The organism is Arsukibacterium sp., from assembly GCF_041616895.1.
GTDB lineage: Bacteria > Pseudomonadota > Gammaproteobacteria > Enterobacterales > Alteromonadaceae > Alishewanella.
On record NZ_JBFJPY010000017.1, the window covers coordinates 1 to 23,245 of the forward strand.

Consider the following 23,245-nt stretch of genomic DNA (forward strand, 5'->3'; position numbering starts at 1 on the left):
CTCTTACATCAATTTTTATTTGTGTAATGGTGGCTTAATTATGCCCACCTTCGATGACCCGAACGACGACGTGGCCGCTAGGATATTGCAACAGCTATACCCGGACCATCAGGTTGTGAAAGTACCTGGCCGGGAAATTTTACTGGGTGGTGGCAATATCCACTGTATTACCCAGCAGCAACCAGTTTAACAACACAAAAGGGAGCTTGCAGCTCCCTTTTTTAAAACGGCATAATTAAGCTATTTATATTCAACAACCATATAATACTCGTTCATTAACAAGTTTTTACGGCAAGCGTGCTGACGCATATTCGACCCTCTTAAACGCTCAAAACCACAGCGCATAAATTGATTTTCTGCACCGTATTTTTTCTTGAACTCTTCATATAACGGATTCAGAGAATCGAGTTGCTCCTGAGTCAGGTTCGCCGTTAACTCTGCATACCGGCGCTTCCAGTCAGTCGTATCTTGCTCGAGCGATAAACGCATCCAAACCAAACCTTCTTCAACATTAACCGGCACATCCTCTCCTGAGACCATTAACAAGCCAGCAAGATACTGCGCATATTTATCACCATAGCGGGCATAGCGTAAAATTTCAGGGAAAGCTTCGGCAAATTGTTTCTTTTGCACCAGTGCCAACATACTTTGGTAGTCGGCTGCATACAGCATAGACCGCATGCGCACTTCCTCTCGCTGCGGCGTATTTTCTTCTGCGCTAACAAAACTACTGCCACCGGCAATTAGTCCACCAGCCAATAATAGTGTTGATACAATGTTTTTCATAAATCCATTTCTCTTCAGGTCTGTTTGCAAAGAGTATAGCAGGCCTGAAATTTCAATCTGCTTACAAATTGTAAAACAATATGTCATATATTACGGCCAGTAACACATACTCCTTTTTTTATTTTAAAATCAGACTATAAAGTTTATATAACAACAGTTTAATGACTATAATCATACAGTTGAAATTTAATCAAAGTGATTATTGATGAAAGCCTGTGCCTTACATATTCTGGTAAACACCCGTGAGCAAGCTGAAAAGCTAAAGCAGCAATTGGCCAAAGGCGCCGATTTCGGCAAACTGGCAAAGCAGCATTCCCTGTGTCCGTCAGGCAAGAAAGGCGGTGATTTAGGTGAGTTTCGCAAAGGCCAGATGGTGAAGGCCTTTGACGATGTAGTATTTAAGCTGGCAATTCTTGAAGTGCACGGCCCAGTGAAAACCCAATTCGGTTTTCACCTGATTAAAACCCTGTATCGTAGTTAAGCCTTGCCGAGTGCTTTGGCTCTGAGTTTTGCTTTTAACTTACCCTGAGCCTGGCGTTTGGCTGCACCGTCGTTGCGCCCAGGCCGCTGACCTGGCGTGCGGGCAATGGCTTCATTCGGTGCCTGGTAACTTGGATCGTGTTCGTAGCCAGGTATAACTTGCGTTGATAACACCTGTTGCGTCAGTTTCTCAATATCCTGCAATGCGCCTACATCTTCCGGCGTTACCAGGGTTACTGCTATGCCGCTCATGCCGGCACGGCCGGTACGGCCAATGCGATGCACATAGTCTTCAGCAATTTGCGGTAAGTCGTAGTTCACCACATAGGGGAGTTCGGTAATATCCAGGCCACGGGCGGCAATATCGGTTGCCACTAACACCCTGACCAAACCCGCTTTAAAATCGGCTAATGCCTTGGTACGGGCGCCCTGGCTTTTATCGCCATGAATAGCAGCTGTTTTTAAACCGTCTTTTTGCAATTGTTTGGCTAGACGATCAGCACCATGCTTGGTTCGGACAAACACCAGTACCTGCGGCCAGTTTCGAGCACCAATTAAATGCGACAGCATTTCGCGTTTTCGATGCTTATCTACCAAGTAGACCTGTTGGGTAACTCTGTCAGCCGTTGCATTGGCCGCCGCCACTTCCACCAGTAGCGGGTTATCTAACAGCTCGTCTGCCAGCTTTTTAATATCGTTAGAATAGGTAGCAGAAAATAACAGCGTTTGTCTTTTCGGCGGCAATTTCGCCATAATACGCTTAATATCCACCACAAACCCCATGTCCAGCATGCGGTCAGCTTCATCCAGCACCAATACTTCCAGTTGGCTTAAATCAATGGTTTGTTGGTGTAAATGGTCTATTAAGCGTCCGGGAGTCGCCACCAGAATATCCAGCCCCTGCTCTGCCTCATCATACTGTGGCCTTATAGACACGCCGCCGTAGAACACAGCACTGCGACACTGCACATACCGGCTATAAGTCAACACGCTATCATGCACTTGCTGCGCCAGCTCTCGGGTAGGTGTTAGTACTAGAACCCTTACCTGGCCAGCAGTTAACACTTTAGGTGCATTGAGCAAGTGCTGCAGCAGTGGTAAAGTAAAGGCTGCAGTTTTACCGGTACCCGTCTGAGCACCGGCTAACACATCTTTACCGGAGCGAATAAGCGGAATACTGCGTTGCTGTACCGGTGTGGCTTCAGTATAGCCCTGCTCGGTTAATACCCGTAAGATAGGCTCTGCCAGCCCTAAAGATTGAAACGACATTGGTTATCCTGACTGCGCCTAAGCCAGAATGGCTAAGGCTAATTAAAGCGTGATTATAACAGATGCGCCAATAACAAGATATTCAGCAGCATGACAGCAGCACCCTGGTTTTTATATATGATCCGCACTGCGGGCGGCCAGCTTTATACTGGCATCAGCACCGATCCGCAGCGCCGGTTACGCCAACACAATGGCGAGCTGAAAGGCGGTGCAAAAGCGCTACGTGGTAAAGGCCCACTGCAGCTGGTTTACCAGCAAATTATGACTAACCGGGCCGAGGCCAGTAAAGCTGAGTATCAGTTAAAACAACTTTCAAAAGCTGCAAAAGAGCAGCGGATAAGCGAGCCACGTGATGGATAATTTTTACCTGGTACTGGCGTATCTGGTTATTGGCTTTGGCTTACGACGGTTGCCGGCCATGCCGGAAAATAGCGGCATTGTTCTCAATATCTATGTGTTATATGTTGCCCTGCCGGCCCTTATTCTGAAAAACGTACCACTGTTACAGTTCTCCACTGAACTGCTGATCCCGGCACTCACTCCCTGGCTGCTGCTATTAGCCGTGGTTGCGGCAGTGCTGTTAATCAGTAAAGTATTTAACTGGACCCGCGAAGTTACCGGGGCCCTGTTAATCGTATTGCCGCTCGGTAACACCTCGTTTTTAGGCTTCCCGATGACCCAGGCACTGTTTGGCAGTGAAGCGATGCCTTATGCTGTGGTGTATGATCAGGTTGGTTCTTTTATTGCCCTTGCCACTTACGTCACCATCGTCGCCGCTATTTACAGCCCGCAGGTTAGCAAACCAACCGCCAAAAGCATTGTGATAAAAATTATCTCTTTTCCATCTTTTATTGCGCTGGTTGCGGGACTACTACTAAAAAATGCGACTGTCCCCCCTCTGGCTGACGCCCTGATTAACAATCTGGCGGCGACCTTGGTACCTGTGGTAATGATAGCAGTCGGTTTTCAGCTAAGCTTTCGTTTTAGCAAAAGCGAAATATCGCCACTAATATCAGCATTGACCATTAAGTTGTTAATGATGCCTGTGCTGGCATGGGCAATCTGGCGCAGCCTTGGCCAGAGTGGACTGGCGGTGGATATCAGTATTTTTCAGGCAGCAATGCCACCGATGATCTCGGCCGGTGCCATTGCCATTATGGCGGGCCTGGCACCACGTTTAGTCAGTGGCATTATTGGTTTTGGTATTTTAATCGGGTTAGTCAGTTTACCCGTGGTTTATTGGTTACTGCGTTAAAGGAACATTATGGAAAAGTTGAACGAAATCGGCAGGTCAGTACTGACCAGCGTGCAACAATTTGATTTCTGGTGGCAGCTGCTGGCACTAGCTACCGCGTTGTTGCTGGCCTCACTGGCTAATCAGCGTTTACAAGCTTTATTAGAAAAACAACATGTTCTGGACACCGGCTTGCGCCATCTGGCGGTGCGCAGCATTCAACGCTTACTATGGCCGTTAACCGCGCTGGCGGTATTAATACCTGCCAAAATTGTTTTTGAAATGAACACTTTGCCGGTGCAAATCCTTGAAGTTGCCGTCCCGGTGTTAGTAGCCCTGGCTGTTATCCGCTTGGTTGTGTATATCCTGCGTAAGGCGTTCAATGTCAGTCCGTTACTAAAGTCCTCAGAAAACGCCCTGGCCGGTATTATCTGGTTTGGCGTATTACTGCATCTGGCAGGCTGGTTGCCCGGAATACTGGCGGTGCTGGAAAGTCTGGCCATGACCGTTGGCGAAACCCGCATCTCCGTACTGGCAGTGCTAAAACTGATATTAATGATTGCGCTGGCCTTTACCCTGGCAATCTGGCTGGCTGAATTTATCAGTCGACGGGTGCAACGCTCAGCCCACATTAGCCCGAGCATGCAGGTCGGCTTTGCCAAATTCAGTAAATTTTTATTGATCACCATTGCGTTTCTGGTCGCCCTGAATGCTGTCGGTATTAATCTGAGCTCACTGGCGGTGTTTGGTGGTGCCTTGGGTGTCGGCCTTGGCTTTGGTTTACAGCGTATCGCTTCCAATTTCATTAGTGGCTTTATTCTGGTATTTGACCGCTCTATTAAACCCGGTGACATTATTACCGTAGGGGATAAGTTTGGCTGGGTAGAGCAACTCAATGCCCGCTATGTCGTAGTGCGCAATCGTGAGGGCGTTGATACCCTAATTCCAAATGAAAATTTGATCACTTCTGAAGTGATCAACTGGAGCTACGCCGATACCAATGTCCGACTCATTATCAAAGTACAAATTAGTTATGACGATGATCCGGAGCAGGCATTAGCCCTGATGTTAGACTGCGCCAAGGTATCGCCACGCATTCTGACAGAGCCGCCACCGACTGTGCGGCTGATGGAGTTTGCCGATAGCGGCATTGAGCTGCAACTTCGGGTATGGATTGCCGATATGGAAAAAGGCACCGGTGAAATCCGCTCAGATATTAATCTGGCAATCTGGCGCGCTTTTAAAGCAAACAAGATCACTATTCCGTATCCGCAGCGTGACTTACATATTAAATCGGGCTGGCCTCCTGCCCCTCCAATCACAGCGAAAGAAGAGTAAATGGCAGATATTTTAGTAGTTGGCCTGGGCGATTTAGGTAGCAGAATCGCCATAGGTGCCTTGCATGCCGGAAATGCAGTGTGCGCCATGCGGCGCAATAGCCAATGCCCACAAGGTATCAGACTTGTGCAGCACGATGCCACACTGCCCTGGCCAGATATAACGGGCACCTTTACCGACGTCATATTATGTGTTGCGCCCGATGAGCGCAACGAAAGTGCCTATCGTCAGGCTTACCTGACAATAGGCGAGCGAGCACTGCAGTGGTTAGCGCAACATGCTAATCCGCCGCATGTCTGGGTCGTTAGCTCTACCGGTGTATATGGCCAGCAAAATGGCGAATGGGTGACCGAAGAGAGCCCGCGTCAACCTAGCTCTCAAACGGCAAAAATACTGGTGGCAGCAGAGGATTTCTGGTTTAACAGCGGTGTTGCTTGCACCATACTTCGCCCCGCTGGTATATATGGCCCGGGCCGTACCATGATGATTACAATCGCTAAAAAGGCCATCCATTTTATTGAAAATAAACCGGTCTACACCAACCGGATAGAAGTGTCAGACTGTGCCAGAGCTATTGTATACCTGGTTCAGCAGCGCCTGCAGGGGGTTAGAGTCGCTGATGCTTATAATCTCACTGACTTGCAGCCGGCTCCCTACACGGAGGTCATTGATTTTTTACAGCAGCAACTGCAAATCATCCCTGTCTCAGTAGAACAGCGCAATAACGGTAGTAAAAGGGTTAGCGCTAACCGTCTGCAACAAACGGGTTTTGACTGGCATTACCCCGATTATCAAGCAGGCTATCTGGCGTTGTTGTAAGGGGTTGCTGCGAACTGTAATTAAGCGTAACCAACTGTTTGTATTGGTAAAACAGCGTAGCTATACCGTCTATTATTCCTTAGGCTGTGCCGGTTTAACTCACCAGCATGGAACCTGATATGAAAACAAACTTTTCCACTCTACCCTTGTTATTAACCGCAACATTTAGCAAAACCCTGCTGCTTGGCGCGGTGCTTGCCCTAAGCGCATGCGGCAGCAGCGATGATCAACCGGAACCAAGCAAAAGTTATGTTCAGTTTTATAACGGTGCTCACACCAGCGCCGCACCTACCTTTTTACTAAACGATAGCACCATAGGCAGCGCCCGTTTCGCCGATGCCACAAACATCATTACCGTAGACAGTGCCAGCTATACACTGGATATTAAGGAAGCGACAGTCAGCAGCCCGCTGCTTTCTGCGGAATTAAACCTGAGCAAAGATCAGAAGCAGTTACTGATCCTGACCAATAGCACGGATCAATATGATTTCCTGAGCCTGAGCTTTGCTCGTGAAAAAGCGCTGGACGACGAATTCGATATGTATCTTGCTAATTTAGCCGTAAGCCAGCCCGCGCTGGATGTTTATCTGAGTGCGGCAACAGACACCTTTGCTGACGCGGATTTACTTGAAAACTTAACACTAAACGAACTGAGTACTGACGCCCGTCGAAAGGCTACCGGCAAATATAATCTGTATCTGGCAGCGCCCGGTGCTGCTCAGCCACTGTTCGTTGCCAAAAATCTCGATTTTGCTTATGAAAGTACTTATGTACTGGTTATCCGTGATCAGTTTGGCCCGATAGCCAACCAACTTGCTGTCGACGTGATTTTAAATTCCAGTAGTGTCGCCCGCCATACTCACCAAGATGCGCAGGCCCAATTCCGCTTATACAATAGCTTGTCACAGCCAGTGAATGTAGCATTAGATAACATTACGGTAGCCAGCTTTGCTGCGGGAAGTCTCAGCAGTTACAGTACATTGCAAAAAGGGGATTACAGCCTGTCGGTACATGACACTGCAGGCCAGCTACTCCTCAATAGTGCCTTGCTCAGTGCAATGGCTGGCGAAAGTCAGTTGGTGCTGTTATATCAGAACGAAAATGAGCGGCTCGAAGCACTGGCAGTTAAAGAGAGTGAAAAACCCCAAATTCAAGCCAACGATGTTATTGTCAGTAACCTGGTTGCTGATTTTAACCGGCTGCAATTTTATTTCATTCGTGACGATGAAACGATCGCTACCGCCAGACACCATATTAAAAACCTGGAATTTAAAAAACAACAAAGTCTTAATTTACCAAAAGACTATTACGCTATCGCTCTGGTCCATGTTGCTGAAAATGGCAGTACCACCCTGCTGGACAAAACGGACAGTATGATGTTGCAGCCTGGCAAACGCTATTTGCTCAGCGCCGAGCAAGACGATGCAGCGCCATCAGGCTATAAATTAAACCTTACTTTTTAAAACGATAACCAGCAACGCCACGAATTTCTTCGCGGCGTTGTTACTATTAAGCTGACAAACTTCAGTTTTTAGTAAATACTTAAGCGTTTATCAAGCTGACACGAGATCAGGGCCAGGCCTTTTTAGGGTTGTTAAGTATTTATGCCAATAGCTAAATCAGCGACACAAATATCAGCAGCATTTAAATCTGCCATACTGAGCCGACACAGAATCAGACAAGCTATAGCCATTGTTTCGCTGCTTGGTATGCTGACACTCCCCTCCTTACTTTGGGCTAAACCGCAACCGCTGCTACGGGGTGGTGTTGTCCAATCTTTCCCGGGTATCGCTGTCACTAAAGGTAATATCGAGCCAGAAGCAGCATATGGCCATGCTGAAATTATCAACTGCCTTGAATCAGCGCTCAACGTGGATATTGAATGGCAAAGTTTACCAACCGATCGCCTGCTTAAACTTACCCGCGAAAATGAACTGGATCTGATTTATCCGATGGGCTTTTCTGCCGAGCGAGACAGCTTCCTGCAAGCAAGTATTTGGCTGACCAAAGATGATGACTACTTTGTGTTTAAAAGCGGGGTGGTGACAGCAGAGGAGTTGCAGCAGGGTCAGGCTAAAAACCGGAGCATTGGCGTAAAACGCGGCTCGCCCCAGTTACACTTTATGCAAAGTAATCAGTATCAGCATATTCATCAGGTTTATGACTATCAGCAGTTGTTGCCTTTATTGAAAATGGACCGGGTAGAGTTGCTGGCTGTACCGCAACCTCTGGCAGAGCAGTTACAGTCTGCAATGCAGGCTGATGCAACAGAACATAATTTGCAACTTTACAACTACTACACCCGGGATGCGGGTTTTTATCTGTCGCCTGAATTTGCCAATGCCAACCTGCAGCGCTTCAATACAGCGGTTATTGAGTGCCGTCAGTTTGTGATAAACGCTAAGCCATAACACAAAAAAGCTGACATTACGTCAGCTTTTTACCAAGCGTTGTAACAAACGCCAGTAGCACCATACCTAGGCTGTGCCAATCATCCGACGTAATACATAATGTAAAATACCACCATGCTGGTAGTACGCTAACTCGTTACCGGTATCAATCCGACACAACATATCAATTTTCTGCTGGTCGCCATCCGGATAAGTAATTAGCACCGCAACCTTTTGTTTTGGCTTTAAAGTATTCAGACCACTAATACTAAAGGTTTCCGCACCGGTCAGTTGCAAATGCTTGCGATCAACTCCGGCCAGAAACTGTAACGGCAATACCCCCATCCCGATCAGATTTGACCGGTGGATCCGCTCATAAGATTCTGCCAGCACTGCACGAACCCCCAGCAGCAACGTACCCTTCGCTGCCCAGTCCCGGGACGAGCCGGTGCCGTATTCTTTGCCTGCAACGACCACCAAGGGTGTTTTCTGCTGCCGATAACGCTCTGCTGCATCATAGATATCCATTTGCTCCGCCGATGGCTGATGCAGCGTTACCCCACCTTCGGTGCCAGGTACCATTTCATTGCGAATTCTGACATTGGCAAACGTACCCCGTACCATTACTTCGTGGTTACCGCGCCGTGAGCCGTAAGAATTAAAGTCAGCTTTACTGATCCCAAGCTCTTTCAGATAACGCCCGGCCGGACTACTTTCTTTAATGCTGCCAGCCGGCGAGATATGATCGGTTGTTACCGAATCACCCAGCAATGCCAGTACCCGTGCATCACTGATATCTTTTATCGGTTCTGGCTCGCGGCCCATGCCCTGAAAAAAGCTGGGTTGGCGAATATAACTTGATTCCGGCCAGGTATAGGTTTTATCTTTGGGTACTTCAATTGCTTGCCAGGTATCATCACCACTGAATACGTCGGCATATTCGCTTTTAAACATACTGCTTTGCACTTTGGCCACTTCATCGGCAATTTCTTGATTGGTCGGCCAGATATCTTTTAGATAAACCGGTTTGCCATCTTGATCATTGCCGATAGGCTCTTCGCTAAGATCAATATTGACTGTACCTGCCAGCGCAAACGCCACTACCAGCGGCGGTGAGGCTAACCAGTTAGATTGAATAAACGGATGGATCCGGCCTTCGAAATTACGGTTACCAGACAATACTGCTGACACATTGAGGTTATTGTCAGTTATTGCCTGTTCCAGTTCTTTGGCCAGCGGCCCGGAATTACCAATGCAGGTTGTGCAGCCATACCCCACCAGATTAAAACCCAGTTGCTCCAGTGACGTCATCAGACCCGCTTTTTCAAGATAGCGCGTCACCACCTTTGACCCAGGGGCCAATGAGCTTTTCACCCAGGGTTTGCGGTTTAAGCCTTTTTTAAGTGCATTTTTTGCCAGCAAGCCCGCGGCCATAAGCACACTGGGGTTAGAGGTGTTGGTACACGAGGTAATGGCCGCAATAACCACCGCATGATGATCAAGTTTAATTTTCTGGCCATCAAGCTCAAAATGCCCATCATCCGCAGGTTGCGGCTGCGCGCCACCTTCATCATCCATGGCAGCTTTGCGCTCTTCAGCCGATTTCAACTGTAAGGCCAGCACATCATCACAATGTTGTTTCAGGGCCGGTAAACTAACCTTGTCCTGTGGCCGTTTCGGACCTGCCAGCGACGGCACTACTTTACTTAAATCAAGGTGAAGCACATCAGTATAAGTTGCCTTGTGACCCGGCTTACGCCACAGGCCCTGTGCCTGACAGTACGCTTTTACCCTGGCGATGACCTTGTCGTCACGACCGGTTAATGCCATATAATCGAGAGTTATCTGATCAACCGGAAAAAAGCCGCAGGTCGCGCCGTATTCTGGTGCCATATTGGCGATGGTTGCCCGGTCGGCCAGGCTCAGGTGATCCAGGCCATCACCAAAAAACTCGACAAATTTACCAACAACGCCGTGTTTGCGCAGCAACTCGGTAACAGTTAATACTAAGTCCGTTGCGGTAATGCCGGCAGCGAGCTTACCGGTGAATTCTAATCCGACCACTTCAGGAATAAGCATCGATACCGGCTGGCCCAGCATCGCCGCTTCTGCTTCGATACCACCAACACCCCAGCCTAATACCCCCAGGGCGTTAATCATGGTGGTGTGCGAATCGGTACCGACCAGGGTATCCGGATACGCTTGGGTGCCTTGCTCAGTATCTTTCGCCCAGACACTTTGGCCGAGGTACTCCAGGTTTACCTGATGGCAAATACCGGTGCCCGGCGGCACGACTTTAAAATTAGCAAAGGCTTGCTGACCCCAGCGTAAAAAGGTATACCGCTCAAAATTACGCTCCATCTCAATCGCCACATTTTGTTTAAATGCGTCTTCAGTAGCGAAATGATCCACCATCACAGAATGATCAATGACCAAATCCACCGGCGATAACGGATTAATTTTCTTTGGATCTTCACCGAGCTCTGCCACGGCCGCCCGCATCGCTGCCAAATCAACAACCGCCGGCACCCCGGTAAAATCCTGCATCAATACTCTGGCTGGGCGAAAAGCAATCTCCCGATCTGCATGGCCGTGTTTCTGCCAATCGACCAGCGCCTGAATATCTTGCTCGGTTACGGTATCCGCATCGGTATTACGTAGCAGGTTCTCCAGCAGCACTTTTAGGCAAAAAGGCAAGCGGTCAACCGTGCCATGAAGGGTAGCAGCTTTGGTTAGGCTGAAAATCTGATACTCCTGCTCTGCAACTTTCAGTACGTCGGCGTAGGGATTACTCTGGCTCATAACATTCCTCGGTTATTGCGTCTTGTCTAAGTGTAGTGCATCGGGGCGCAGATGCGAAAAAGCAAGGCAACACGTTAGTAAATTTCGCCGGCAACAGCCAATAAAAAGGCCGCCTGATGGCGGCCTGCTGACAAGCGACTTAACACTGTTGTGCTAAAACGACATCAACTCAGGGTAACTTTAGCAAACTTTCGTTTTCCTACCTGATAAATGGCGGTGCTGCCTTTTGTTACCTCAAGCCGGGTATCGTCTATTCTGGTGTCGCCGTTCAGTTTCACTGCGCCTTGCTTAATCATCCGCAGCGCTTCTGAGGTGCTTGCGACTAACCCAGCTTCTTTTAGCAGGTTAGCGATGGGCATGCTGTCGCCTTCAGCGCTGACGGTAAGCAGTGGAATATCATCCGGCAAGGCATTCTTGCTAAAACGCTGTGTAAAATCCTGATGAGCGGCTTCTGCTGCAGCCTCATCATGAAACCTGGCAATAATTTCTTTTGCCAAGCTGATTTTGATGTCACGTGGGTTAACACCTTGTGCCATTTGCTGCTTTAACTCGACTATTTCTGATAATGGCCGGAAGCTCAGTAAGTCGTAATAGCGCCACATCAGCTCGTCTGAAATTGACATGATTTTGCCAAACATCTCTGTCGGCGTATCGGTAATACCTACATAGTTGCCTAACGACTTAGACATTTTCTGTACGCCGTCTAACCCTTCGAGTAACGGCACCATCATCACCGTCTGCGGTCGCTGGCCCTCGTCTTTTTGCAACTCACGCCCCATCAGCAAATTAAAACGCTGGTCGGTACCGCCCATTTCAATGTCTGCTTCTAACGCAACCGAGTCCCATCCCTGCACTAACGGATATAAGAACTCATGGATGGCTATAGATTGATTATTAGCGAAACGCTTTTTAAAATCGTCCCGCTCCAGCATCCGGGCAACGGTCTGTCGCGCTGCCAGTTTAATCATGCCTGCAGCGCCCAGCTCTCCCATCCACTGTGAATTAAACGCTACCCGGGTTTTTGCCGGATCAAGAATTTTAAATACCTGTTCTTTATAGGTTTCAGCATTGGCCAGCACGTCTTCCCTACTTAGCGGTTTACGGGTAGCGTTTTTACCACTGGGATCACCAATCATGCCAGTAAAGTCACCGATAAGAAAAATCACCTCATGGCCGAGTTGCTGGAAAGTCCGTAATTTATTAATAAGCACGGTATGGCCTAAATGCAAATCAGGCGCGGTAGGATCAAAGCCAGCCTTTACTTTTAGTGGCTTGCCTGTTTTTAACTTGGCAATAAGCTCTTCTTCCAGCAAGATTTCCTCGCAGCCGCGTTTTAATTCAGCTAACGCCTGTTCCCAATCGGCCATTTTAAACTCCTGACTTAGTGCTATTTTGTCTAAACAACCGCCATTCTATAGCATGTTCCAGCCAGGGGAAACGCACAAAACTCTGGTATCTTCGAAAAAAAACGTTTATGCTCGGTTTTTGTGCGTTTCCAACAGATGACGGGGCTTATGCGGCAACTGGTAGCAAAAATTCCTTCTCAACACCGGGCGTTAATTCTCGCCGTGTCGGTATGTTTAGCCATTATTTTGTTACTGCCGTCCGAGCAGGCGGCTGCGTCAAAAAGCACGCACAGTAACTCGCTGGAAATTGGCAAACGTTACAGTTTAGCGATACCTCAGACGCAACAATCAGTAGACGAAACTGATACCAGTGACACCCTCGAGCCTGACCTCTTTGATGAGCTGGCTGCAGAAGATAATTTGCAGTGGTCCAGCCTGCAGGTTCAGCGCGGCGATGTGCTGTCAAATTTATTCAAAAAAGCCAATGTCAGTCAGCAAACCATGCTGGCCATTCTGGCACTGGGTGATACTACCAAGACTCTTACCAGACTCTTCCCCGGGGAAACCCTTGAGTTTGGTTTAAATGAGCAGGGTGAGCTGACCGAGTTGCGTTATGCCATTAATAAACTGAAAACGTTACGGATTAGCCGTGATCCAGAGGGCCAGTTTATCGCGCAAGAGCTGGAGAAAACCGTTGAACACCGCCAACAGTTTGCCAGTGCAGAAATTAAATCCAGCTTCTGGAGTGCCGGCATCGAAGCCGGGTTATCGGAAGCACAAATCATGAATTTGGCCGGAATTTTTGGCTGGGATATCGATTTTGGCCTGGATTTGCGGGCCGGCGACAGCTTTAGCGTGTTGTATCAAACCAATTATGTTGACGGTGATTTCGTGGGTTACGGCACTATTATTGCTGCCCAATTTCAAAATCAGGGCCAGGTGATCCAGGCAGTACGGCACACCGACGGCAATTATTACAAACCCGATGGTGCCAGCATGCGTCAGGCGTTCCTGCGTGCCCCCGTAAGCTTTCAATATGTTAGCTCAAACTTTAATCCGCGTCGTTTGCACCCGGTACTTGGCAAAGTGCGGGCCCATAATGGCGTAGACTATGTTGCACCGGTTGGTACGCCTATCATGGCCGCAGGCGATGGCAAAGTAACCCATTCTGGTTATAACAACTTAAATGGCAACTATGTGTTTATTAAACACGCCAACAACATTGTGACGAAATACCTGCACTTGTCCCGACGCAATGTTAAGGTCGGCGAAAGAGTAAAACAGGGTGAGACCATTGGCCGGTTGGGTGCTACCGGTCGGGTAACCGGCGCTCATCTGCACTATGAGTTTTTATTAAACGGGGTGCACCGCAACCCAAGAACAGTAAAATTACCACAGGCTACACCGTTACAAGGTGAAGAACGCGATGTATTTATTGCCAACGCGACCCCTGTGCTAGCCGAACTGCAAACGAAAGAACGGGTGTTATTAGCAAAGATAGCGCCATAAGGCAGCAATCTGATGTATTACATTGGCATGATGTCAGGTACCAGTCTTGATGGCATCGATCTGGTACTTGTCAGCTTCAACCCGCAGCCCCGCTTAGTAAGCAGCCTGCTTTATCCGTTTCCTTCCGAACTTAAACTACAACTTCAGCAGCTCTGCCAACCTGGTGACAATGAAATTGAACTGCTTGGCCTTGCCGAGCAGCAACTGGCTCACTGCTATGCCAGTAGCGTAACAGCGCTGCTGGCACAAGCCGGTATTGCCGCCAGCGCCATTGCTGCTATTGGCTGCCACGGCCAGACTATCAGGCACCGGCCCGATGCGCCGTTTCCATTCAGTTATCAGATTGGTGATATGCATAAGCTGGCAATGCTATGTAACATTCCGGTTATTGCTGATTTTCGCCGTAAGGATATTGCCTATGGTGGCCAGGGTGCACCTCTGGTACCGGCTTTTCATCGTGCGGTTTTTCAAGATAAGGAACAACAAAGAGCTATTGTCAATATTGGCGGCATAGCCAATGTCAGCCTGTTGTCCCCTGATAACGCGGTAACCGGTTTCGATACCGGCCCGGGTAATGCCTTGCTGGATAACTGGGTAATGCGCTGCCGCAATAAGCCTTATGATAACAACGGTGAATTTGGCAACGAAGGACAGTTGCTCCCTCAATTGCTACTTGCGATGCTGGCCGATCCCTACTTTGCCAGACCCGCGCCGAAAAGTACTGGCCGCGAATATTTTAATCTGGCCTGGTTGCAACAGTTTCAACCAGAACGCTTTAACCCAGCCGATGTGCAGCGGACATTGTGTCGTTTAACGGCACAAAGCATCCGTGACGCTTTACAATATCAGCAGCCGCAGCAAGTCTTTGTGTGTGGTGGCGGGGTTCATAACCGGGTATTGATGGCTGATTTAGCCTTACTACTACCGAATTGCACACTAAGCAGCACCAGTACCTTAGGTGTTGATCCAAACTGGGTAGAGGCATTGGCGTTTGCCTGGCTGGCCTGGGCTTATCAGCATAAGGTACCCGGTAACCTGCCTGAGGTTACCGGTGCCAGTAAAGCCTGTGTGCTGGGCGTTGCGTTTTTACCCTAAGGTAAAACAGCAACGACCTGCAGTACCGTTATCCTCCTTTAACTCGCTAACCTGGTTGCTAGCCCACTAACGCCAGTAATATACCGGCGGCGACCGCAGAGCCAATAACCCCAGCCACATTAGGCCCCATGGCATGCATTAACAGGAAATTATGGGGGTTCGCCTGCAAGCCCACTTTATTGACGACTCGCGCCGCCATCGGCACTGCAGATACCCCGGCCGCACCGATTAATGGGTTAATCGGCTGTTTAGATAGCTTGGCCATCAACTTAGCCATTAACACACCCGTTGCCGTGCCAATAGCAAAGGCTATTGCGCCCAGCACCAGTATACCCAGGGTTTGAGTGGTCAGAAACTTATCGGCACTCAGTCGTGAACCCACTGCCAGCCCCAGGAAAATGGTAACAATATTAATTAACTCGTTTTGAGCGGTTTTACTTAAACGCTCGACCACCCCGGCTTCGCGCATCAGATTGCCTAAACAGAACATACCAATTAACGGCGCAGCGGTAGGTAATAACAAAATGGTCAGCAGCACCAGCATCAATGGAAAGATAATTTTTTCCCGCTTACCCACCGAACGCAGTTGGGTCATCTGAATTTCCCGCTCTGCTTTACTGGTCAGGGCTTTCATAATGGGCGGCTGAATAATGGGTACCAATGCCATATAAGAATATGCGGCTACCGCAATAGCGCCAAGCAAATCAGGCGCCAGCTTCGATGCCAGAAAAATCGCGGTCGGACCGTCAGCACCGCCAATTATCGCAATGGCTGACGCTTCTTTTAAGGTAAAACTCAAGCCCGGTACCCAATTGAGCGCTATGGCACCAAACAGGGTGGCAAAAATCCCAAACTGGGCAGCAGCGCCTAAAAACAGCATTCGCGGATTGGCAATTAGCGCACTGAAATCGGTCATCGCGCCAACGCCCATAAAAATGAGCAACGGGAAGATGCCGGTACCAATGCCAACTTCATAGATCATATACAGTAAGCCGCCCGGCTCACCCATTCCTGCCAGTGGAATATTCGTTAGAATAGCACCAAAGCCAATTGGCAATAGCAACAAGGGTTCGAAACCGCGGGCGATGGCAAGATACAGAAGCAAAAAGCCGACCAGCATCATCACCACCTGGCCAACTGTAAAATGCACGATGCCGGTTGAGGCAATCAGGGTGTTAAGCGCGTCCATGTAAATTCCTTAAGCCGGTAGAACTACTCATAACTAATCAGCACGTCGCCCGTACTGACTGAATCACCCGCCGCGATATGGATACTGGCGATGGTACCATCGGCAACCGCCCGCACTTCAGTTTCCATTTTCATCGCTTCCATAATGATCACCACATCGCCCCGCTTAACCGTGGCGCCAACTTTAGTGGTAATTTTCCAGATATTGCCGGCAAGTGGCGCATTTAACGTAGCACCGCCAGTCACCGAAGCACTGCCAGGAATATTTTCTGAAACCACCGGCTTAATGCTGTTTAGCTCACCACTGGGTGCCACTTCAACTTCGTATGCCTTACCGTCTACCCTGACACTGTAAGCAGCCGGACCTGACGTTGCCTTAGGCTTGCTGGGCGCTTTACCTGTAGCTTCCTCTTCCTCTTCAGGAGCCGGTTCAAAGGCAGCCGGATTGTTGCGGTTTTTCAAAAATTTCAGGCCAACTTGTGGGAATAACGCATAGGTCAGCACATCGTCGATGGTGTCGTTGGCTAAGTCAATCGACTCAGCTTTAGCAATATCCAACAACTCACTGTTCAGTTTATCTAACTCGGGCTCGAGTAAGTCGGCAGGCCGACAGGTAATTGGCTCGGCACCATTAAGCACTTTTTGCTGCAATTCCTGATTGACCGGTGCCGGAGTCGCACCGTATTCGCCCTTAAGCACACCCGCGGTCTCTTTGGTGATACTTTTATAACGCTCACCGGTTAATATATTCAGTACTGCCTGAGTGCCAACAATTTGTGAGGTGGGGGTTACCAGTGGTAAAAAACCTAAATCTTCCCGAACTCTGGGGATTTCTTTTAGCACATCATCAAGTTTATCCAGCGCGCCCTGCTCTTTTAACTGGCTTTCCATATTGGTCAACATGCCGCCTGGTACCTGCGCCAGTAAGATCCGGGCGTCAACACCTTTCAGTGAACCTTCAAAACGGGCATATTTTTTACGAACGTCTCTGAAATACGCCGCAATTTCAGCCAACAGCTCCATGTTAAGACCGGTATCACGTTCAGTGCCTTCGGTTATTGCCACCATGGTTTCGGTAGCACTATGGCCATAGGTCATACTCATTGATGAAATAGCGGTATCGAGCATATCAATACCGGCATCTATCGACTTTTGGTACGTTGCGGTGCTAAGCCCGGTTGTCGCATGGCATTGCATTGCCAACGGAATGTTAGTTGCTTCTTTAATCCGGGTCACTAACTCCTCAGCCACATAGGGCTTAAGCAAGCCGGCCATATCTTTTATAAAGATAGAATCACAACCCATATCTTCTAACTGACGGGCCATATCAACCCACATATCGATGGTATGTACCGGGCTAACCGTATAAGAAATGGTACCCTGGGCATGTGCACCCACACTGATTGCTGCCTGTACCGCCGTTTGCAGATTGCGGATATCGTTCATTGCATCGAAAATACGGAACACATCAACGCCATTAGCATGGGCCCGCTCAACAAATGCCTTAACGACATCATCGGCATAATGACGATAACCCAGTAAATTCTGGCCGCGTAACAACATTTGTTGCTTTGTATTAGGCATGGCTTTTTTCAGCTCACGGATCCGATGCCACGGATCTTCACCCAGATAACGAATACAGGAGTCGAAGGTTGCGCCCCCCCAGGATTCCATTGACCAATATCCCACCTGATCAAGTTTCCCGGCAATGGGTAGCATATCTTCCAGCCGCAGGCGGGTAGCCAGTAATGATTGGTGCGCATCGCGCAACACTAACTCAGTTAATAATAAAGGCTTCGACATGCCAGCTTCCTCTTATTTATGTTGTTGGCGATATTGGTGAACTGCAGCACTGATAGCCGCAACGACTGCAGGTGATACACCAGACGTTGCCGACTCGGTTTTGCCAGCCGGGCTCGCAACCTTGGCAGGCGAAAACCGGCGCAGTAAGCGGCTCATCGCGGTCATCAGCAACACCAGCAGCAGTAAAAAAGTAAACACACTTACCATGCCAATGACCATCAGCGTGGCTGACTCTAGTAGTAAATCAGTTACCATCTGCTTGCTCTCCTTTTCCAGAGTGTGTTTTCAGCCGACCCGTGTTTTCAGCTACTAAGTGTTTCATGCCTGTAAAACCAATGCAAACAGCATAGTCTGGCCGTTGCCTGACTGCCGTGTTTAGTACCCGCATTATGGAGCCAAGCAAGCGGGCTGAATAATAGAACTGCGTGATGCCAGCCATTTCGGCTGCGAATCATCACAGACCTTTCGAAGTCTAGCCGTCTAGAAAGATAACCTGAAGCAATTCGGATTACAAGTGCTGCTGGCTGAGCTGGGCAATCAGGTCATCGACTAACTGCTGCCACCCTTTACTTAGCGCACTCACCATAGCAGGATAACCGTCCGCTGTTAGTGGTTGCCGATAACTAAAGCTGTGACTCGCACGTTTGTCGCCTGAAATCAGAGTGTAAAAACCCGTAATTACCGCCATACCATCATCCTGCGCATGAAACCGATCGACGGTTAGCTGCAGGCGTATATCGGCGGCGATACTAACCGGGCTTAGCTGCAACGCCGGCATTCTTGCCTGTAATTGCTCCGCCAGTAACCGGTACATTTGCTGATCCAGCGCATCGGCCCATAAATGGCGACTGGCGATTACCAGCTCTACCTCAGAGCGCTGCATCACCAGGCCCGCGCCATTCAAATAATTTGCGACCATAACTGGCTGCAAGTGCAAGCTGTACTGAGGCATCTGCCGTTGGTCAGGGTTGAGCACCGGCGGCGGCGCGCTAAGCTGATAATAGCTCACTGGTGGCGGACTGCTACAGGCAACTAAACCGCCCACCAGCAACATCGTCAATACTAATTTCATTGTCTGGCTTTCCTTGGTTCAGGTTCGGGCTGATCACTGGCATTGAATATTAATGAGTTACTTTGTTGATTCAAGGTTTTAATCACCGGTTGCAATTCCCGCAAAACCTGTTCAAGGGCCTGCAAATTGGCGTTCACACTGCCATATGCCGCCCCTTCTGGGCTAAAACCCTGCAAAGTATCACGTAACTGCTGTAAACTTAACTGGATATCTGCTGGCAACTGTTGCAGCTGCGGCTGATCGACCAGCGCTTGCATGCTGACCATCAGTTGCCGGGCATTTTCCATAACATCATTGGTTGCAGCGAGGGTTTGCTCGCCCTGCGCCAGCATCGATTCAACCGGCAAATTATTAATTTTATCCAGTGCCATCAGCAGTTTTTGTTCCATATTACTAAAACCACTGCGGGCCGAAGGCAGCGCCGGATACCCCGCTGACGTGCTTAGTTGTTGCTGCTCGCTAAATAACTGCTGACGCGCTTTGTCCTCGCGCCAGCTGCCGTTCATATCCAGATCGATATAAAGGGCACCGGTAATTAAGTTCCCGGTTTTCAGTACGGCATGTAAGCCATCTTCAATCGCCCGACGCAACTCGGTATCAAGCTGTGATAAATTTAACTTCTCATACAATCGTGCTGATTCGATCCGAATAAGCACCGGCACGCCCTGCTGCAGTGAGACCTCAAACGGTTTATCAATCGCAAAGAAAAACGGTACTGTCGCTACGGTGCCTACTCTGACGCCACGATATTCCACTGGCGCCCCGGCTTTGAGGCCTCGGACGGATTCATCGAAGAACACAAGGTATTCAATATATTGGCTATACATCCCCTCCTGAATGCTTTGTTTATCGGGAAATAGTTGAAATTCGGCCCCATCTGCTACCGGCTCGCCTGCAGGCCAGCCATCCATTAAGTCAAAACTCACACCACCGGTCAACAGGGTAGTCGCCGAGCCGATATCAACGCTTAAGCCTTCAGCGGATAGATCAAAAGCCAGACCACTGCTTAACCAAAAGCGGATATTGGCAGTGACCAGTTGATCATAGGGCTCACGAATAAATAGCTGAAACTGAGTACGGCGCTCTGATACATTAAAATCACTTAATTCTACCGTTCCAACCTCATAACCCCGGTATAACACAGGGTCACCGACCGCCAGGCCAGTGGTGTCGGCAGAATTTAAATTAACCCGCACACCAGGCGCATCAGCCGGCGCAACTGGCGGTGAATTTAGTAACGGATGACTAAGCTGGGTGTCACCAGCGTCACCAGGCTGCAGTTCAATATAAACCCCGGATAACAGGGTGTTCAGCCCGGTGACACCACCGCGTCCTACCTGTGGCTTTACTACCCAGAATTGCGAACCGGCATTGAGCAGCGGCGTCATATTTGGTTTCATCCGGGCCTGAATTAATACCTCAGTCAAGTCGTCACTAAGTTCAACCGACACAACCTGACCGACATCAACACTTCGATTTTTAATCTGAGTTTTACCCGCCACGATCCCTTCGGCATCTTCAGCGACCAGTAATAACATGACACCCTGATGCTGAAAATGGCTGAACAACATCCACAGGCCAATGAGCACTGCTGCTATCGGTACTACCCAGATAGGAGACCACTGTTTAATCACCCTGACGTTAGCCTTTACCTGTGCCGACTCAGTCACTATACCTTTCCTTCTGCTTGTCTGTATTGCATCGGTTTATCCACCTCTGTTTGCTGATTGTCCCAGAGCAGGCGGGGGTCAAAACTCACTGCCGCCAGCATTGTGGTAATAACCACAGCTGCAAATACCAGAGCGCCGATGCCCGGATAAACACTGGCCAGTAATCCGAAGCGCACTAATGCCGCCATAAAAGCAACCACCAACACATCTACCATGGACCAACGGCCAACCCAGTCAACTAACCGATAGACGTTACCACTGTATTTTGCTGTTGTTTGTTTTGACTTAGCAGCCAGATAACACAGCCAAAACATCAGCACAATTTTAATAATCGGAATAACCACGCTGGCCAGAAAAATAATAATGGCAACCGGATATTCGCCATCCTGCCACATCATAATAAAACCACTAATTATGGTGGAGTCGGTAACATCGCCAAATGACACAGTGCGCATAATCGGTAACATATTAGCCGGTATATACAGCACGCAGGCCGTAATAAGTAAGGCCAGCGTTTTCTGTAAACTGCCCGGCATGCGCACGGTTACCTCAGTATGACAGCGGCTGCAATGACGTTGGGTAAGCGGCACTACGGCTGTACAACAATGACATAATTTTAACTGTTGGTCCAAACCCGTACTACCAGCTTTTACTGCCGCATCCGGTTGCGGACTGGGTGCGATACTAGCCCACAACGCATGGCGGTCCAGTACCTGAAACGTTCGTAAGTGCAATAAGCAGAACAGGCAGAAAGCCCAGAAGCTCATCCCCAGCGAAATTTCTGCAGTAGCCACCAGCTTGACGAAGCTGATTAACAAACCCATCAGGAAAATATCGACCATACTCCAGGGTTTAAGCATAAAAAGTACCCTGGCTACCCAGATACGGGCTGGCAGCTGATAACGCATACCCAGTTTAAGATAGATAATTGCCAGCATACAGAACGCCGGAACCGCCTGGATAAATAGCCAGACCAGTATAGATAATACTTGTTGATACTCGGTAAACAGCACGGCCGAAGTATCAAAAAAATGAATTTCACTGCGGTTACCGGCCAGCGCCATGCTGACAAAGGGAAACAGATTAGCCAGCAATAACATTAACAAGGCTGATGCCGCGTACAAAGCCGGGCGCATAATCGGGTTAGGTTGGCGGGCGTCCAGCTGATGCTCGCAGCGCAGACAATGGGCTTGTTCACCCGGTGCCAATGCGGGCAAATATTGTAGTAAATCACAATGAGGACACAATACCAGTTCGTCTGGCCGCGAAGCCGCTATCTGATCCGGCTCCTGAGTCTGACATGCTGATAAAGTGGCAGTAGTATTCACGGGTTACCCTGAGCTGCAGTGTTAAAGGTAATCGTAGCCAAGTTACCTCATATAATCAGCAGTATATAACACTTTGCAGATAAGCAGAGGCTGAATGAAAAGAAAAAACCCGCTAAGGCGTTAACCGTAGCGGGTTCTTCGTATATGGTGGACGCAGGAGGATTTCAGGCGGCTATCCTGCCGCCTGCCCTGCGGGCCAGCTGAAGCTGTGCCAATTTGCTCCCGGCAAATTGGTCGAACCATCCGGAGCTTCTCAACCACCTGCGTCAGGCAGCATCATGCAAGTATAAAAAAACCCGCTAAGGCGTTAACCGTAGCGGGTTCTTCGTATATGGTGGACGCAGGAGGATTCGAACCTCCGACCGCTCGGTTCGTAGCCGAGTACTCTATCCAGCTGAGCTATGCATCCGTTGGTATTGCATTTTCTAAATTACATTTTATAGATGGTGGACGCAGGAGGATTCGAACCTCCGACCGCTCGGTTCGTAGCCGAGTACTCTATCCAGCTGAGCTATGCGTCCGCTCTATAAAAATGGCGGAGAAAGAGGGATTCGAACCCTCGATAGAGTTTCCCCTATACACCCTTAGCAGGGGTGCGCCTTCAGCCACTCGGCCATTTCTCCGCTCTGTGTTGCGGCGTGTATATTAATGTCTCAGGAAAATAAGTCAAACAATTTTTAGGACAGTAAAGTTTGTTTGCCGACCTTTTAAACAATTCGCTCAATATTTAACGGCAATTGATTAAAACGGTCTGTTTTGGTTACCAGCTTCCTGCCGGTAATTTTTTAGTTAGCTTCGTTAAAGCCGCCACCAGAGGTATCTTTTTCTGCCTGGATCCGCATATAAATTTCTTCACGATGGACAGACACTTCTTTTGGTGCATTAACACCAATTCGAACTTGGTTTCCTTTTACACCCAACACGGTAACCGTTACTTCGTCACCGATCATCAGAGTCTCACCAACACGACGGGTAAGAATTAGCATTCGCTTGCTCCTTTTCCTTGCAATTACAGTGACATTTCACCGTTGTTTTCGATAAAACGCCGTATAATAACTCAGCTGGCGCCTGCTGAAAAGCCAGCAAATGATATTTATAAACTGCTTCCAACCATTA

Annotated in this window: 21 protein-coding genes and 3 tRNA genes; 10 read left to right on the forward strand and 14 right to left on the reverse strand. The window is 48.9% G+C overall.

Translation table 11 applies throughout. From position 1 onward, the window contains the following. A partial coding sequence (locus tag ABY802_RS04860) for an agmatine deiminase family protein (RefSeq protein WP_372625885.1) occupies window positions 1-190 on the forward strand: 190 nt, incomplete at its 5' end. 50 nt (window positions 191-240) lie between these two features. On the opposite strand, the gene ABY802_RS04865 is transcribed toward ABY802_RS04860, so the two are convergent. Then, window positions 241-873: a hypothetical protein gene (locus ABY802_RS04865; RefSeq protein ID WP_372625886.1), complete on the reverse strand. Its 633-nt coding sequence runs from the start codon at window positions 871-873 to the stop codon at window positions 241-243. Between the two features lie 118 nt (window positions 874-991). Between ABY802_RS04865 and ppiC the strand changes: the two genes are divergently transcribed. After that, window positions 992-1,267 (forward strand): peptidylprolyl isomerase PpiC, encoded by a 276-nt coding sequence (gene ppiC / locus ABY802_RS04870; RefSeq protein ID WP_372625887.1) that lies wholly within the window; start codon window positions 992-994, stop codon window positions 1,265-1,267. Here ppiC and ABY802_RS04875 read toward each other — a convergent pair. Further along, on the reverse strand, window positions 1,264-2,535 hold the full coding sequence (locus ABY802_RS04875) for a DEAD/DEAH box helicase (protein ID WP_372625888.1): 1,272 nt from the start codon (window positions 2,533-2,535) through the stop codon (window positions 1,264-1,266). The two genes, ppiC and ABY802_RS04875, sit on opposite strands and share 4 nt — an antisense overlap. Window positions 2,536-2,625: 90 nt before the next feature. Here ABY802_RS04875 and ABY802_RS04880 point away from each other — a divergent pair, with 90 nt between their 5' ends. The 6 genes from ABY802_RS04880 (at window position 2,626) to ABY802_RS04905 (ending at window position 8,337) form a co-directional block, all read left to right on the forward strand. Beyond that, entirely contained in the window at window positions 2,626-2,895 is a 270-nt protein-coding gene (locus ABY802_RS04880; protein ID WP_372625889.1) for a GIY-YIG nuclease family protein, read from the forward strand. After that, window positions 2,888-3,790, forward strand: a complete 903-nt coding sequence (locus tag ABY802_RS04885; RefSeq protein ID WP_372625890.1) for an AEC family transporter — start codon at window positions 2,888-2,890, stop codon at window positions 3,788-3,790. The genes ABY802_RS04880 and ABY802_RS04885 overlap by 8 nt, the downstream gene beginning before the upstream one ends. A 9-nt stretch (window positions 3,791-3,799) precedes the next feature. Continuing rightward, complete coding sequence (locus ABY802_RS04890) at window positions 3,800-5,107, forward strand: mechanosensitive ion channel family protein (RefSeq protein WP_372625891.1); 1,308 nt, start codon at window positions 3,800-3,802, stop codon at window positions 5,105-5,107. After that, window positions 5,108-5,926 (forward strand): NAD-dependent epimerase/dehydratase family protein, encoded by an 819-nt coding sequence (locus tag ABY802_RS04895; protein ID WP_372625892.1) that lies wholly within the window; start codon window positions 5,108-5,110, stop codon window positions 5,924-5,926. 119 nt (window positions 5,927-6,045) lie between these two features. Further along, on the forward strand, window positions 6,046-7,389 hold the full coding sequence (locus ABY802_RS04900; protein ID WP_372625893.1) for a DUF4397 domain-containing protein: 1,344 nt from the start codon (window positions 6,046-6,048) through the stop codon (window positions 7,387-7,389). 246 nt (window positions 7,390-7,635) lie between these two features. Then, a complete protein-coding gene (locus ABY802_RS04905; protein WP_372625895.1) occupies window positions 7,636-8,337 on the forward strand; it encodes a hypothetical protein in 702 nt (233 codons plus the stop codon). Between the two features lie 66 nt (window positions 8,338-8,403). Here ABY802_RS04905 and acnA read toward each other — a convergent pair whose 3' ends face one another. After that, entirely contained in the window at window positions 8,404-11,118 is a 2,715-nt protein-coding gene (acnA, locus tag ABY802_RS04910) for an aconitate hydratase AcnA (protein WP_372625896.1), read from the reverse strand. Window positions 11,119-11,282: 164 nt separating this feature from the next. After that, a complete protein-coding gene (gene tyrS, locus ABY802_RS04915) occupies window positions 11,283-12,485 on the reverse strand; it encodes a tyrosine--tRNA ligase (RefSeq protein ID WP_372625897.1) in 1,203 nt (400 codons plus the stop codon). Between the two features lie 147 nt (window positions 12,486-12,632). Here tyrS and ABY802_RS04920 point away from each other — a divergent pair, with 147 nt between their 5' ends. Together ABY802_RS04920 and ABY802_RS04925 are read left to right on the forward strand one after the other, a co-directional pair. Beyond that, window positions 12,633-13,973, forward strand: a complete 1,341-nt coding sequence (locus ABY802_RS04920) for a peptidoglycan DD-metalloendopeptidase family protein (RefSeq protein ID WP_372625899.1) — start codon at window positions 12,633-12,635, stop codon at window positions 13,971-13,973. 12 nt (window positions 13,974-13,985) lie between these two features. Continuing rightward, complete coding sequence (locus tag ABY802_RS04925) at window positions 13,986-15,068, forward strand: anhydro-N-acetylmuramic acid kinase (protein ID WP_372625900.1); 1,083 nt, start codon at window positions 13,986-13,988, stop codon at window positions 15,066-15,068. A gap of 58 nt (window positions 15,069-15,126) precedes the next feature. On the opposite strand, the gene ABY802_RS04930 is transcribed toward ABY802_RS04925, so the two are convergent. The 10 genes from ABY802_RS04930 to csrA all read right to left on the reverse strand — a co-directional run bounded on the left by ABY802_RS04930 (window position 15,127) and on the right by csrA (window position 23,115). After that, window positions 15,127-16,257 (reverse strand): sodium ion-translocating decarboxylase subunit beta, encoded by a 1,131-nt coding sequence (locus ABY802_RS04930; protein WP_372625901.1) that lies wholly within the window; start codon window positions 16,255-16,257, stop codon window positions 15,127-15,129. 23 nt (window positions 16,258-16,280) lie between these two features. Next, window positions 16,281-18,059 carry a sodium-extruding oxaloacetate decarboxylase subunit alpha gene (gene oadA, locus ABY802_RS04935; protein ID WP_372625902.1) on the reverse strand — a complete coding sequence of 593 codons (1,779 nt, stop codon included), beginning with the start codon at window positions 18,057-18,059 and terminating at the stop codon, window positions 16,281-16,283. Between the two features lie 12 nt (window positions 18,060-18,071). Beyond that, window positions 18,072-18,314, reverse strand: a complete 243-nt coding sequence (locus ABY802_RS04940) for an oxaloacetate decarboxylase subunit gamma (RefSeq protein WP_372625903.1) — start codon at window positions 18,312-18,314, stop codon at window positions 18,072-18,074. A gap of 253 nt (window positions 18,315-18,567) precedes the next feature. Beyond that, window positions 18,568-19,131, reverse strand: a complete 564-nt coding sequence (locus ABY802_RS04945) for a membrane integrity-associated transporter subunit PqiC (protein WP_372625904.1) — start codon at window positions 19,129-19,131, stop codon at window positions 18,568-18,570. Next, on the reverse strand, window positions 19,128-20,801 hold the full coding sequence (pqiB, locus tag ABY802_RS04950; RefSeq protein ID WP_372625906.1) for an intermembrane transport protein PqiB: 1,674 nt from the start codon (window positions 20,799-20,801) through the stop codon (window positions 19,128-19,130). The genes ABY802_RS04945 and pqiB overlap by 4 nt, the downstream gene beginning before the upstream one ends. After that, window positions 20,801-22,129 carry a PqiA/YebS family transporter subunit gene (locus ABY802_RS04955; RefSeq protein WP_372625907.1) on the reverse strand — a complete coding sequence of 443 codons (1,329 nt, stop codon included), beginning with the start codon at window positions 22,127-22,129 and terminating at the stop codon, window positions 20,801-20,803. Before ABY802_RS04955 ends, pqiB begins: the two co-directional genes overlap by 1 nt. A gap of 332 nt (window positions 22,130-22,461) precedes the next feature. Next, window positions 22,462-22,538, reverse strand: a tRNA-Arg gene (locus ABY802_RS04960). 35 nt (window positions 22,539-22,573) lie between these two features. Further along, window positions 22,574-22,650 (reverse strand) — tRNA-Arg (locus tag ABY802_RS04965). Between the two features lie 12 nt (window positions 22,651-22,662). Beyond that, window positions 22,663-22,752: transfer RNA gene (locus ABY802_RS04970), tRNA-Ser, on the reverse strand. Window positions 22,753-22,914: 162 nt separating this feature from the next. Beyond that, a complete protein-coding gene (csrA, locus tag ABY802_RS04975) occupies window positions 22,915-23,115 on the reverse strand; it encodes a carbon storage regulator CsrA (protein WP_372625908.1) in 201 nt (66 codons plus the stop codon). Window positions 23,116-23,245: the final 130 nt, after the last annotated feature.

Excerpts from the sequence above, each read along its gene's own strand:
- ABY802_RS04875 (WP_372625888.1), bottom strand. The coding sequence starts at position 2,535 with ATGTCGTTTCAATCTTTAGGGCTGGCAGAGCCTATCTTACGGGTATTA.
- ppiC (WP_372625887.1), top strand. The coding sequence starts at position 992 with ATGAAAGCCTGTGCCTTACATATTCTGGTAAACACCCGTGAGCAAGCT.
- ABY802_RS04940 (WP_372625903.1), bottom strand. The coding sequence starts at position 18,314 with ATGGTAACTGATTTACTACTAGAGTCAGCCACGCTGATGGTCATTGGC.
- ABY802_RS04925 (WP_372625900.1), top strand. The coding sequence starts at position 13,986 with ATGTATTACATTGGCATGATGTCAGGTACCAGTCTTGATGGCATCGAT.
- ABY802_RS04900 (WP_372625893.1), top strand. The coding sequence starts at position 6,046 with ATGAAAACAAACTTTTCCACTCTACCCTTGTTATTAACCGCAACATTT.
- ABY802_RS04865 (WP_372625886.1), bottom strand. The coding sequence starts at position 873 with ATGACATATTGTTTTACAATTTGTAAGCAGATTGAAATTTCAGGCCTG.
- ABY802_RS04885 (WP_372625890.1), top strand. The coding sequence starts at position 2,888 with ATGGATAATTTTTACCTGGTACTGGCGTATCTGGTTATTGGCTTTGGC.
- ABY802_RS04920 (WP_372625899.1), top strand. The coding sequence starts at position 12,633 with ATGCGGCAACTGGTAGCAAAAATTCCTTCTCAACACCGGGCGTTAATT.
- ABY802_RS04890 (WP_372625891.1), top strand. The coding sequence starts at position 3,800 with ATGGAAAAGTTGAACGAAATCGGCAGGTCAGTACTGACCAGCGTGCAA.
- ABY802_RS04930 (WP_372625901.1), bottom strand. The coding sequence starts at position 16,257 with ATGGACGCGCTTAACACCCTGATTGCCTCAACCGGCATCGTGCATTTT.
- tyrS (WP_372625897.1), bottom strand. The coding sequence starts at position 12,485 with ATGGCCGATTGGGAACAGGCGTTAGCTGAATTAAAACGCGGCTGCGAG.
- acnA (WP_372625896.1), bottom strand. The coding sequence starts at position 11,118 with ATGAGCCAGAGTAATCCCTACGCCGACGTACTGAAAGTTGCAGAGCAG.
- ABY802_RS04895 (WP_372625892.1), top strand. The coding sequence starts at position 5,108 with ATGGCAGATATTTTAGTAGTTGGCCTGGGCGATTTAGGTAGCAGAATC.
- ABY802_RS04905 (WP_372625895.1), top strand. The coding sequence starts at position 7,636 with ATGCTGACACTCCCCTCCTTACTTTGGGCTAAACCGCAACCGCTGCTA.
- csrA (WP_372625908.1), bottom strand. The coding sequence starts at position 23,115 with ATGCTAATTCTTACCCGTCGTGTTGGTGAGACTCTGATGATCGGTGAC.
- ABY802_RS04945 (WP_372625904.1), bottom strand. The coding sequence starts at position 19,131 with ATGAAATTAGTATTGACGATGTTGCTGGTGGGCGGTTTAGTTGCCTGT.
- oadA (WP_372625902.1), bottom strand. The coding sequence starts at position 18,059 with ATGTCGAAGCCTTTATTATTAACTGAGTTAGTGTTGCGCGATGCGCAC.
- ABY802_RS04880 (WP_372625889.1), top strand. The coding sequence starts at position 2,626 with ATGACAGCAGCACCCTGGTTTTTATATATGATCCGCACTGCGGGCGGC.